This window comes from Microbulbifer mixtoriginis (SeqCode), from assembly GCF_052466715.1.
Map to the genome: position 1 here is coordinate 4475633 of NZ_CP174288.1, position 12970 is coordinate 4488602.

General features: G+C 54.8%; 11 protein-coding genes. 5 read left to right on the forward strand and 6 right to left on the reverse strand.

What is annotated here, in order from left to right; translation table 11 throughout:
- Positions 1 to 8: 8 nt before the first annotated feature.
- From hemF to ACJJH9_RS19880, 6 genes are all read right to left on the reverse strand, one after another.
- A complete protein-coding gene (hemF, locus tag ACJJH9_RS19855; RefSeq protein ID WP_444923778.1) occupies positions 9 to 914 on the reverse strand; it encodes an oxygen-dependent coproporphyrinogen oxidase in 906 nt (301 codons plus the stop codon).
- Positions 915 to 942: 28 nt separating this feature from the next.
- A complete protein-coding gene (gene tsaC / locus ACJJH9_RS19860) occupies positions 943 to 1509 on the reverse strand; it encodes an L-threonylcarbamoyladenylate synthase type 1 TsaC (RefSeq protein ID WP_444923779.1) in 567 nt (188 codons plus the stop codon).
- Positions 1510 to 1789: 280 nt separating this feature from the next.
- Entirely contained in the window at positions 1790 to 3013 is a 1224-nt protein-coding gene (locus ACJJH9_RS19865; protein WP_444923780.1) for a transglutaminase domain-containing protein, read from the reverse strand.
- A gap of 87 nt (positions 3014 to 3100) precedes the next feature.
- The gene (locus tag ACJJH9_RS19870; RefSeq protein WP_444923781.1) at positions 3101 to 4543 is read right to left on the reverse strand and encodes a catalase; all 1443 of its coding nucleotides are present in this window, start codon (positions 4541 to 4543) and stop codon (positions 3101 to 3103) included.
- 89 nt (positions 4544 to 4632) lie between these two features.
- Positions 4633 to 5778: a DNA-processing protein DprA gene (dprA, locus tag ACJJH9_RS19875; protein ID WP_444883277.1), complete on the reverse strand. Its 1146-nt coding sequence runs from the start codon at positions 5776 to 5778 to the stop codon at positions 4633 to 4635.
- Positions 5779 to 5873: 95 nt separating this feature from the next.
- Positions 5874 to 6944, reverse strand: coding sequence for a LysM peptidoglycan-binding domain-containing protein (locus tag ACJJH9_RS19880; protein ID WP_444923782.1), 1071 nt, complete (start codon positions 6942 to 6944; stop codon positions 5874 to 5876).
- Between the two features lie 183 nt (positions 6945 to 7127).
- Here ACJJH9_RS19880 and def point away from each other — a divergent pair, with 183 nt between their 5' ends.
- The 5 genes from def (at position 7128) to ACJJH9_RS19905 (ending at position 12913) form a co-directional block, all read left to right on the forward strand.
- A complete protein-coding gene (gene def / locus ACJJH9_RS19885; protein ID WP_444887632.1) occupies positions 7128 to 7634 on the forward strand; it encodes a peptide deformylase in 507 nt (168 codons plus the stop codon).
- Positions 7635 to 7698: 64 nt separating this feature from the next.
- Entirely contained in the window at positions 7699 to 8652 is a 954-nt protein-coding gene (gene fmt / locus ACJJH9_RS19890; protein WP_444923783.1) for a methionyl-tRNA formyltransferase, read from the forward strand.
- Complete coding sequence (gene rsmB / locus ACJJH9_RS19895) at positions 8649 to 9956, forward strand: 16S rRNA (cytosine(967)-C(5))-methyltransferase RsmB (RefSeq protein WP_444923784.1); 1308 nt, start codon at positions 8649 to 8651, stop codon at positions 9954 to 9956. Before fmt ends, rsmB begins: the two co-directional genes overlap by 4 nt.
- 30 nt (positions 9957 to 9986) lie before the next feature.
- Positions 9987 to 11372: a Trk system potassium transporter TrkA gene (gene trkA / locus ACJJH9_RS19900; protein WP_252083983.1), complete on the forward strand. Its 1386-nt coding sequence runs from the start codon at positions 9987 to 9989 to the stop codon at positions 11370 to 11372.
- A gap of 89 nt (positions 11373 to 11461) precedes the next feature.
- Positions 11462 to 12913: a TrkH family potassium uptake protein gene (locus ACJJH9_RS19905; RefSeq protein ID WP_252083982.1), complete on the forward strand. Its 1452-nt coding sequence runs from the start codon at positions 11462 to 11464 to the stop codon at positions 12911 to 12913.
- Positions 12914 to 12970: the final 57 nt, after the last annotated feature.

Consider the following 12970-nt stretch of genomic DNA (forward strand, 5'->3'; position numbering starts at 1 on the left):
ATCTGGGGTTATACCCAGTCCCTATGCGGCAGAAAATCCGTGTAGAGTTTTTCCTCCGCCGAACCTGCTTCTGGGTGCCAGTCGTATTTCCAACTCACCAGCGAGGGCAATGACATAAGGATAGATTCGGTGCGCCCACCGCTCTGCAGGCCAAACAAGGTGCCGCGATCGAATACCAGGTTAAATTCCACATAACGGCCGCGGCGGTAAAGCTGGAAATCCCGCTCGCGTTCGCCGTAAGACGTATCCTTGCGCTTTTGAATAATGGGCAGGTAAGCATCCAAATAACTATCACCCACGGCGCGAGTTAGGGCAAAGGCGTTTTCAAAACCACCTTCGTTAAAATCATCGAAGAAAAGGCCGCCTACTCCGCGGGCCTCATCGCGATGCTTCAGGTAAAAATACTTGTCACACCACTGCTTGAAGCGCGGATAGATCTCTTCACCAAAGGGCGCACAGGCGTTCTTTGCAGTATTGTGCCAATGCACCACATCCTCTTCGAAACCGTAGTAAGGAGTGAGGTCATAGCCCCCACCAAACCACCAGATCGGCTCGGCGCCAGGCTTTTTGGCCACGAACAGGCGCACGTTGGCATGACTTGTGGGTACATAGGGGTTGCGCGGGTGGATCACCAAAGAAACCCCCATCGCTTCGAAAGAGCAGCCAGCCAACTCTGGGCGGCTGGCCGTGGCAGAGGGCGGCAGGCCGTCACCATAGACGTGCGAGAAATTGACCCCACCTTTCTCGATTAAATTTCCCTCTTCCAACACCCGGGTTCTACCGCCCCCGCCGCCGGGCCTCTCCCAGGCGTCTTCGTGAAACTCCAGGCCGTCCTCGCTACCCAGCGCGCTGCAGATTCGATCCTGTAGATCCAGCAGGTAGCCCTTTACTTCCTTGGTATCAATATCACTCATTGGGAAACACTAACTCGTTTTAAAGAATTCATCCGCCCGCCCGCAACTGCTCTCCGCTGAGCAGGTCGCGAATCTCACTAGGGGAATTTCGGCCCCCAGTGGAACCACCGCCGACAAAGTCGAGGGCATCACCAAAATAGCGAAGTACCTGGTACTTGTGCCGGGCAGGTTGACACCCCGCCGGATTGGCAGAAGTGGATACGATAGCACCGCCAAAAGCCCTTGTTAACGCAGCGGTAAAAGAGTGGTCGGTGTGACGCAGGGCCACTGCGGGATGGGCGCCACAGACCCAATAGGGTATGCTGTCACGATGGGGCACCAGCCAAGTCACGGGTCCGGGCCAGGTTTCCCGCATCTTTTCGCGCTGCTCAGCGCTGAGTGGGTCGAGCAGCTGACTAAAACTTTCCTCCTCACCGGAAACCAGGATCAGGCCCTTTTCCAGTGGGCGGTTCTTCAGGCGCAGCAGGCGCCTTACGGCCTGCAGATTATTTGGATCACAGGCGAGGCCCCACACGGACTCGGTGGGGTGCGCGATAACACCGCCCGCCGCAAGAGCACGGGCAGCCTTCTGTACAGCAAGCGGAGAGTACCTCATGACAGTATCGCTGCTACTTCGCTTCGCACTGCTGGATGTCTAACTTCTCCTGTACACCGAAGGCGGCTTTCATAACTGGCAGATCGGGGCCGGCCCCCATCAGGATCGCTACAAAAGGCTTGCTCATTTCAACTCTCTCAACTGTCAAAGTAGGGATAAGCGCCAAAATCTAGCGGATTGCGCAGCCGCGCACAAGATGTTGCCCTCAGCAATTCAAAACAGAGGCAACTTTGTGCTTATGGTACAAATAGCATCATATCTTGCAATATTGCGTCTTAATTTAAGTATCTTGATACCACCATTCCCATCGAGAAAATGGGCGTCTATATTCTTTATTACGAGTTACTGGCTCAATATTCTCTATTCCCAGAGCATCAAATTTTTTCTTATAATGTGTTCGATCATACCTTGTCTCTGACAGAACTAATGCCTGCTGAAAATTCTTACGATAACCTCGACTCCCAGACTTGAATCGCACAAGCCCCAGAAGGTAATGAAAGCGATGATCGTTTTTTTCTAGTGAAATTGCATTCTTAATGTTTCGGATTGCCGAGACGTAATCTTTTTTCGAGTAAGCTGCCTGAGCACTGGCATACCAGTAGTAAGGGTTTTGTTCACGGTAGCTTTGTAACTGTTTAGAGAGAACCTGGGCCGACTCCAAATCCCCCCTCTCCCTGAGCGCCCTTTCCATGTTATTCAGTGCAACCATATTATGGCTGTCCAGCTCTAGAGAGACTTTGTAAGTGCTGATCGCCAGATTTCGGTAGCCTGCAGATCGATAAATTGCACCTAGATTACTCCATAGATTTGAGGAGTCAGGCGACAATAATAATGCCTTACGAATATAGAGAAAGGCCTGTTTGAAGTTCCTATCTGAAAGGAAGTCTACTGATAAATTACTATAGAATTTAGAAAATGCTTCCGAGTCATCTAACACCTCCCCATGATAATCTGACTCGTAGTCAATAAAATTAAAATCCAAAACCTGTTTTTTACTTCCTAGGTCTGAAATAGTATTGATGTGTTGATAAACATAGGTCTGCTGATCCTCCAAGTATCGAGTTTCTGGAATAAATACCTGATTAAAGTTTATTTCTATTCCGAGTTCCCTAACCATGGCAACCATAAAGGCACTAAAGGCCATACAGTTACCCCTCTGTTCTAAAAACACTTCAGAAGCACTTAAAGTAGCATTAGCTTCATAAAAGAGAGAGAAATTAATTTCCTGCAATTTTAGTAAGAGATTATTTAACCGATCAGTATCGTCTTTACCTTTTATTTCGTCTAAAAACATTTCCATTTCGGAATTTATTGCCAAAATATCAACTTCTGGCAGATCATTAATTTTTACAGGCTCTCCAATTAAAATAGAACCAGATAAAAGCTGCTTTTTAGAAAACTCTGGAGGTGGTAACAAATCAATAATAGATGGTTGAACTGAACAAGCTGACAGCCAAACAGTGAAAAATGAGAGGGTAGTTATTTTTTTTATCAGCCAATCCATAAGCTCATCTTCTTATTTTTTAAAGTAAGAAATACATTTTTACCATAACTGTCAGGTAATTAAAGCTTTACGAAATAGAAAGTATTTTCATTTTTTTCCTAAAAATAACTCTACGCCCTCAGCATAACTAGAGTCGACCTGAGAAAAAAGTACCAACTGTCGCTGTACTATCTCATCCGGTACTCCGGCCATAGCTCTGGCAATATTGCCAAAGAGTCTCTGTTTTTCGGCGTCATCAAAAAGATTGAAAAGCGCCCGCACTTGGCCGTAATCATCGTTGCCCTCGCGATGATCGTAGCGATCGGCAGCACCGGAAAGCTTTAGTGGCGGCTCCTTGGCACTGGGGTCTTGCTGCGGGCCGTTGAAACTGTTGGGTTCGTAATAGGCATCGGGATTGCCTGTGCGAATCCCGCTGGTATTCATCTCGCCGTCTCGATAGTAGTTATGCACTGGGCATTGAGGTGCATTTACAGGAAGACTCTCATAGTGAGTACCCAAACGGTGGCGATGGGCATCGGCATAGGAAAACACTCGCGCCTGTAGCATTTTATCCGGGGAGAAACTAATGCCCGGTACTACGTTTGAGGGAGAGAAGGCTGCCTGTTCCAGTTCGGCAAAATAATCATCGGGGTTGCGATTCAACTCCATTTCGCCAATCTCAATCAGCGGGTAATCCCCATGTGGCCACACTTTGGTGAGATCGAAAGGGTTGTAATTTGTCTTGGCAGCATCGGCCTCGGGCATTACTTGTAGCTGTAGACTCCACTTGGGATAGTCACCCTTCTCAATCGCACCAAACAGGGCTTCCTGATAACTCTCGCGAGTGCGGCCAATTACTGACTCCGCTTCGGCATCGGTATGAAATTTGTGCCCCTGGCGGGTCTTGAAGTGGAACTTCACCCAGAAGCGCTCGCCGCCACTGTTCCACAGAGAGTAGGTGTGGGAGCCGTAACCATTCATATGCATAGGTGAAATTGGCAGGCCGCGATCTGAAAACAGGATCGTAACTTGGTGCAGACTCTCTGGAGATAGCGACCAAAAATCCCACATGGCTGTAGGGGAGCGTAAATGCGTGCGGGGATGACGTTTTTGCGTGTGGATAAAATCGGGAAACTTATAGGGATCGCGCACGAAGAAGACCGGGGTGTTATTGCCCACCAGATCCCAGTTGCCGTCTTCTGTATAAAATTTGAGGGCAAAGCCGCGCACATCGCGCTCGGCATCCGCCGCCCCCAACTCTCCGGCTACAGTGGAGAAGCGGGCTATCATTGGTGTTTCAGCACCGGGCTGCAATACCTTGGCGCAGGTGTACTTGGCAATATCTCCGCTAATCCGCAGAGTACCGTAAGCTCCCCAGCCCTTGGCATGTACCGTACGTTCGGGAATCCGCTCACGGTTTTGATGAGCGAGCTTCTCCAGCAGTTGATAATCCTGCATCAATAGGGGGCCACGTGGTCCGGCGCTAAGGCTATTTTGGTTATCCGCGATGGGTGCGCCAGCATCCGTGGTGAGCTTGGAATTATTCGCCATGACTTGCCTCCTGTGTTCGAGTCCACAGAGTATTAACGCAGCGCTTTGACTTCGCGAATCGCTTGGCGGCTGGTCCTTCAGGGGAGGATTCAGGTGGCCACGCCTTCTTTCTGGAGACAACAGGCAGCTCCCTGAGCCGTCAATTGATAACCACCGGGCAGCTGCTCCAATAGCTCTAGCAACTCCATTTGCAATAGCAGCGCCATCAGTTCACCCGCCGGCTCCCCAGTATCCACGGCCAACTGCTCGATACTGCGAGGCCCTCCCTGCAGGGCTAATAACACTGACAGCTGCTGATTATCCAGCGGGGTATTGCTTAGGGGCTCACTATCCGCGGGCTCCGCTAACAGCCCCCCCAATTGCCCAGCGATATCTGCGCTGGTCTCCACCAAAGTTGCCCCCTCGCGAATCAGGTGGTGACAACCCCTGGCCATCGGGTTGTGGATGGAGCCGGGGATAGCGAAAACCTCTCGATTTTGCTCCAACGCCAGCCGCGCAGTGATTAGCGACCCCGATCGCATCGCAGCCTCCACTAGCAGCACTCCCATAGAGAGCCCACTGATAATCCGGTTGCGACGCGGGAAGTTTTTCGCCTCAGCGCTACTGCCGAGTGGCAGTTCACTGACAATGGCGCCACCCGCGCTCAGGATTTCTTCCGCCAAGGCGCGGTTCTGACGCGGATAGACGGAGTCGACACCGCTGCCCAACACCGCAATCGTGGCTCCCTGTCCCCGCAAAGCACCCTGGTGCGCGGCCGCATCCACCCCCAGTGCTAGCCCCGAGGTGATGGCAAAACCGGATCCGGCGAGCTCCATGGCAAAACTGCGAGCGTTATCCAGGCCAGAAGTCGTGGCGCGACGCGCACCAACAATAGCGATTTGGGGCAAGGTGAGAGCAGCAGCTTCGCCCCGCACATAGAGTATTGGCGGTGGTCGCGAGATCTCTGCGAGCAAATTCGGGAAACCTGCATCACCGTGGTACAGCAGCTGCACGCCGATTTGTGCACAGCGGGCGCGCTCGGCTGCCACCCACTCCAACAATTCGCTCTGCAGGCCAAGACGACAACAGTCACGCCACTGGGATTGGGCCCGCGGCGGTAGTTTGCTCAACAAAGTTGGGGGGAATTGCAGTAGGGCCCGATCGGGGCTGCCAAAATGCTCTAGCAGCTGCCAGTAGCGGGCGGGCCCCAGGCCCTCTAAACGCAGCAGGGCCATGCTGGCGGTCAACGCATCCATGCGGGCTCACCATTTTGTCTGTTTTACAGGAAGGGTTGTATTCAGATTTACGGCGCTCCAAACAGCAAGAGGCGCCGCTCGATTTCAATACTTATTTAGGGGTTGCGCACCGAGTCCATCACCGCCAAGGGGCGATCCGCTTCGAGAATAAGCGCCAGGCTCATCTTTTCAAAAGTGCGGAAAACCATCATCTCACCAGCGCGCTCATCGGGCAGCTTCACGCTGTCTCCGGCGATACGATCGCGCACTAAAGAACCGCGCTTATAAACTGCCATCACATTGCCAGGCACTATGCCATCGCGCTCACCCAGGTTGAGGATAACTACGTCGAATTTACCAATCTGAGTCACACCCTCATCGACACCAACAATCAAGCCATTCACTGTCACGGCCGGGGCACTGGGGTGAAAGAGTGCATCGATAGAGCGCTCTTCCACCGGCATCAAATGATCCTCGAGACGGATCTCGCGGGCGGTGCTGGCCACGCCCAGGGTGGCGACGGAAAATCCAGGGCGGTTATCCGGGTCCAGCTGTAGCAAATCCACTTCACCTATCCCAAGAGCCTGGCGTCCCAGAGTCTCATTGCTAACGGGGTCCACATACACCGGGCCCGGGCGGTAGAGACCGTAGGAGGCCAGGGGCACTTCAAAATCACCGCGTGCGTAGATGGTATCGCCGGCCCCCATCAAAATGTGGTTATCGGAGCCGGACACAATATAGGGCGCACCCTCGAAGGCATTGGGCTCGACGATACGGGTGCGCGAGAGGAAGGCATTGATGGCATCGAGGGGAATCGCCGGAATCGCATCCTCCACCGCCTCACGGCGGATCTGCGGCGTTAAGCGGTTACCATTAACACCGGGGGACAATTGATAAGCCCGTGGGCCGCGCTGCAGCTGCAGTTGCGGCTGGCCATCCACATACACCAGGCGCAGGCTGTCGCCGGGGTAGATCAAGTGGGGGTTTTCAACCTGGGGGTTTACTTGCCAGATCTCCGGCCAATACCAGGGCTGTACCAGAAATTCACTGGAGATATCCCAGAGGGTATCGCCCTTTTGCACAACATAGGCATCCGGATGGCTGGGGTTCAGGCGCACCTGATCCTGCGCTTGGGTGCCAAGGGCGACCGCCAACATCGAGACGGCGGCCAGGATTATTTTTTTCATGGAAGCATTCCTATGCTCTTTATCGCTATAATTCTCAGCGCCGAACCACCCTTCTACAGGAAATGTGGCCGGCCCCGGGCGCAAGGCGCCAGCGAAAATCGGGGTCCACTCGGTAAATATTGAGCGCGATCATAATGTTATCAGCGCACGTTCAACGAATACTAGAAGTTTGTCACAGGTGTTATGGCTAAACTCGAGATACTGGAATTTCCCGATCCGCGCCTGCGTGAGATCGCCAAACCCGTCGCAGAAGTTACCGACGCGCACCGTCAACTGCTGGACGACATGTTCGAAACCATGTACGCCGCACCTGGCATAGGCCTCGCCGCCACCCAGGTCAATGTGCATGAGCGCGTCGTGGTGGTGGATATTTCCGAAGACAGCAGCGAGCCGTACGGATTTATCAACCCTGAGATCGAAGTACTGGACCCGGAGATCCACCAGTACGACGAGGGTTGCCTGTCGGTACCCGGTTTCTACGAGACGGTAGAACGCCCGCGCAGGGTGCGAGTCAAGGCGCTGGATCGCAACGGCGAACCTTTTGCCATAGAGGCAGAGGGGCTGCTGGCAGTGTGTATCCAGCACGAAGTTGACCACCTGGATGGCAAACTGTTCGTGGATTACATCTCCCCACTCAAGCGCAACCGCATTCGCTCCAAGCTGGAAAAGTCCCAGCGCCGACGCGCCTGATCTATAAAAACTGGCCGCCGGCTGGCCCGGCGCCATCTCCACCCCTCGATCTGAGAATCCGCCAGTGAATATCATTTTTGCCGGCACGCCGGACTTTGCCGCCGTGCACCTGCAGGCGCTGCTCGACAGCGACCACACTGTCATCGCCGTTTACACCCAACCGGACAGGCCGGCGGGGCGCGGTAAGAAACTACTGGCCAGCCCGGTCAAGCAGCTGGCCCTCTCCCACGATATCCCCGTTTATCAACCTCAGAGCCTGCGCGACCAGGCAGCTCAGGAAGAGCTGGCGGCACTCGGCGCCGATATCATGGTGGTGGTGGCCTATGGACTGATCCTGCCGCAAGCAGTGCTGGACACCCCGCGACTGGGCTGTATCAACGTACACGCCTCCCTGCTACCGCGCTGGCGCGGCGCCGCTCCCATTCAGCGCGCCGTCGAGGCGGGAGACAGCCACAGCGGTGTGGCAATCATGCAAATGGAAGCCGGGCTTGATACGGGTCCGGTACTGGTGGAGCGCCGCTGTGACATTACTGAGAGAGATACGGGAGGCAGCCTACACGACAAGCTTGCCGAACTCGGCGGCCCGGCTCTGATTGAAGCCCTAGCGCAGCTGGCCTCAGGCGTCGCCAAGCCGGTGACTCAAGATGATGCTACAGCCAATTACGCTAATAAAATCAGCAAAGAGGAAGCGCGCATCGACTGGCAGCGCCCGGCGCAAGAACTGCAGCGCCAGATCCGCGCCTTCAATCCCTTCCCGGTGTGTTGGACTACCTATAGCGAAAGTAAAGGCGAACAACGCCTGCGTATCTACAGCGCCAGCCTGGAACGCGGCTGTCACAGCGATACGCCCGGCACCATTCTAGCCAGCGATGACGAGGGTATTCTGGTGGCCTGTGGTCGCGAAGCCCTGCGTCTGCAAGTACTTCAGCTACCCGGTAAAAAAGCGCTGCCCACAGCGGAAATTTTGAAAGGCTACCGGGCGCTGTTCACTCCCGGCACACAATTGGGATCACTATGAGTAGAGATGTACGCGCCGAAGCAGCCCGAGTGGTGGCCGCACTACTGGAAGCGCAAGGTTCACTGGCACGCCTGTTACCTAAAGCCGAAGACAAGGTTGAGGAGCGCGACCGCGCCCTGCTGCGCGAGCTGTGCTACGGCAGTGCCCGCACTGCCCCGCGCCTGCAACTGATCGCTACCAAGCTACTGCGCAAAACCCCCAGCGATAGCCTGGTGAGCGCACTGATCCTGCTGGGCCTGTATCAACTGGAATACACCCGCATCCCCGATCACGCTGCTATCTCTGCCACGGTCAATGCCGCCCGCAGTCTCAAGTTGGATCGCGCCACTGGCCTGATCAACGGCGTACTGCGCAACGCTTTACGCGAACGCGAGCGTTTGCAGCGAAAATTGTCCGGCAACCCCCAGTTCAGCTCTATGCACCCCGCCTGGATGCAACAGGCGATCAAAGCCGCCTGGCCAGTGCAAGCGTCGGAGATTTTTCGCGCTAACAATACCAATCCCCCCATGACCTTGAGGGTCAACAGCGCGCGCATTTCCCGCGAGGATTACCTGCAGCAGCTCGACGAGACCGGCCTGTCCGCCGAGGCCTGTACCCTCTCTCCGGTTGGCATCACCCTGCTCGAAGCAGTACCTGTGGGAATTCTGCCCGGTTTTGCCGAGGGCCTGGTGAGTGTGCAAGATGAATCCGCCCAGCTGGCAGCGCAACTGCTGGCACCCTGTGAAGGCGAGCGGGTGCTGGATGCCTGTGCCGCGCCGGGAGGCAAAAGCTGCCATCTATTGGAGCAGCAGCCCGCTATAGAATTGAGTGCCCTGGATATCGAGGAGGAGCGACTCGATCGGGTGCAGGAAAACCTCGAACGTTGCGGCCTCTCCGCACAGTTAATTTGCGCCGATGCGGCTGCGCCGGATGCCTGGTGGGATGGACAGCAGTACGACCGTATTCTGCTCGATGCACCCTGCTCTGCCACCGGGGTGATTCGCCGCAACCCGGATATCAAACTGCTGCGCCGTGCCGAGGATATCGCCGAGTTGGCCAGGCTGCAGGCGGAAATTCTGCGCGCCACCTGGGCACTGCTTAAACCCGGTGGCAGTCTGCTATACGCCACCTGTTCAGTGTTACCGGCCGAAAATAGTGAAGTTGTCGCCGCCTTCGTTGCGGAGACCGACGATGCGAGCGACAATACTCCGCAACTGCTGCACGGTAAGTCCTGGGGTGAAAAACAAGTTGCTGGAATGCAACTGTTACCCCATAACGGTGGCGGCGACGGTTTCTACTACGCTCTGCTCAGCAAGGCCGAATAACAGCAGCGCTAGCCGCGAGTCTCATCCGATATGAAAATTGTCATTCTCGGCGCCGGCCAGGTGGGCGGCTCACTGGCGGAGGCTCTGGCCTCCGAGCGCAATGATATTGTGCTGGTGGACAGCGACGAAAAAACTCTGCGCGAGTTGCGTGATCGCATTGATATTGGCGTGGTTAACGGCCACGCCTCCCATCCCGACGTGCTGATGAATGCCGGCATTGAGGATGCCGATATTCTGGTGGCGGTAACCAATAACGATGAAACCAATATGGCAGCCTGCCAGATTGCCCATTCATTGTTCCGTGTGCCCACCAAGATCGCGCGCGTGCGCGCCTCTTCCTATCTGCAGTACCCCGAGTTATTCGACAACCAGGCGATACCCATCGACGTTTTGATCAGCCCCGAGCAGCTGGTCTCCGAATATATCGCACGCCTGATGGAACACCCTGGCGCGCTACAGGTGCTGGATTTCGCCGGTGGTCGCGTGCAGCTGGTCACTGTATTGGCAGTTCAGGGCGGCCCTCTGGTAGGCCATCAGCTGCGCTATCTGCGCGAGCACATGCCCAAGGTGGATACCCGTGTGGCGGCCATCTACCGGCGCAACCGGCCGATCATTCCCCAGGGGGACACGGTGCTCGAGGCCGGCGACGAGGTATTTTTTATCGCCGCACGCGCCGATATCCGTGCGGTAATGAGCGAGTTGCGCCGCCTGGAACACGGTTATAAGCGCGTGGTAATTGCCGGTGGTGGCAATATTGGCCTGCGGCTCGCAACCAAATTGGAAAACCGCTACTCGGTTAAAATTATTGAGCGCAGCCATGAACGCTGCGTATTTTTATCCGAGGAGCTGTCTCACACCATTATCTTGCACGGCAGCGCCTCGGACCAGGAGCTGTTGCTGGAAGAAAATATTGAGGACACCGATGTTTTCCTCGCACTCACCAACGATGACGAAGCTAACATCATGTCATCGCTACTGGCCAAACGCCTGGGCGCGCGCAAGGTGATGACCCTGATCAACAACCGTGCCTACGTGGACCTGGTTCAAGGCGGTGAAATCGATATTGCCATTTCGCCCCAGCAAAATACTATCGGCAGCCTGCTCACCCATGTGCGCCGCGGCGATATGGTTAATGTGCACTCCCTGCGTCGCGGTGCCGCCGAGGCGATCGAAGTTGTCGCCCACGGCGACGAGCGCACCTCCAAGGTGGTGGGAAAGAAAATCGAGGATATCGATCTGCCCGAGGGCGCCTCCATCGGTGCCATAGTGCGCGAAACAGAAAATGGCAGCGAAGTTTTGATGGCGCACGACGATGTAATTGTGCAAAGCGACGATCACGTGATTGTATTCCTGGTGGATCGCCGCCAAACACGCCATGTGGAGCAGTTGTTCCAGGTTGGCTTCGGCTTTTTCTAAATCATATTTTTTATTGAATAGTCCGGCGATTACAAACTCCGCCGTCCATATATATAAAGTAACAACAGATAACAGGCTGACAGGCGCCAATGCGAATTGCGGTAATTGCGCGAGTTTTCGGAATTCTCCTCACTGTGTTCAGCCTGACACTGCTGCCACCGATCGCCGTGTCCCTGTGGTATGAGGACCATACCCACAACGCCTTCGTTATTGCCTTTGTGATCACTCTGGTGACCGGCTTGTTTATGTGGCTGCCGGTGCACGACCTGCGCCAGGATCTGCGCACCCGCGACGGCTTTGTGGTGACTTCGCTATTCTGGCTAATCCTCGGCAGCTTTGGCTCCCTGCCGTTTATTATCAGTCCACAGCCGGACCTGAGTATTACCGATTCTATTTTTGAATCGATTTCCGGGCTCACCACCACTGGCGCCACCGTAATTACCGGCCTGGACTCCTTGCCTCCAGCCATCCTCTACTACCGCCAGCAGCTACAGTGGTTTGGTGGTATCGGCGTAATTGTTATTGCACTGGCAATCCTGCCCATGCTTGGCATCGGTGGTATGCAGCTGTACAAGGCGGAAATACCCGGCCCAGTGAAAGATACCAAGCTGACACCGCGCATCGCCGAGACGGCGCGGGCACTGATCGTAATTTATGTAATCCTGACCATTCTGTGCGGCATCGGTTACTGGTGGGCGGGCATGACCGTGTTCGATGCCGTGGGACACGCCTTCTCTACCGTGGCTAACGGCGGCTTTTCCACACACGATGCCAGTATGGGCTTCTACGCTCACAACCGGGCCATTATGGTGATCTGCATTATTTTCATGTTCACCGCGGCAATTAACTTTGGCCTGCACTTTTACGCCTTCCGCAATAAAACCCTCAAGCACTACTGGCGCGATTCCGAATTTCGTTTCTATGTAATGCTGATTTTGGGGGCCGGCCTGTTGATCAGCTGTTATCTCTGGATTCTGAATATCTTCTCACCAGGCAACAGTCTGCTACACGGTTTCTTCCAGGTGGTTTCTATCAGTACCACTGCCGGCTTTGCCTCTGAAAACTTTTCCGCCTGGCCGGTATTCCTTCCCTACGCATTGCTTCTTCTGGGTATTCTTGGCGCCTGTGCCGGCTCTACCTCCGGTGGTATCAAAGCGGTGCGCGGCATGTTGATCATGAAATCCGGTATGCGCGAATTGAATCGCCTGGTGCACTCCAATGCGGTGATACCCATTAAGATTAACCGCAAGATCGTACCCGATCGGGTAACCGATGCTGTGTGGGGCTTTTTTGCCGTCTATGTGCTGTCGTTTTTTATTCTCTCGATTATTGTGATTGCCACCGGCGAAGATTTCGTCACCTCTGTGACAACGGTGGCCTCCTGCCTGAGTAATATCGGCCCGGCTCTGGGTGAAGCCGCATCTCACTACGGTTCAGTCAATGAGGTGGCCAAGTGGTTTCTGATCCTCGCCATGCTGATGGGACGCCTGGAAATTTTCACCCTACTGGTGCTCTTAACTCCCGCCTTTTGGCGCCACTAATTTGACGCCAACGCCGCAAGTCAGATCGAATAGCAATATTTTTTAGTTTCTGCCACA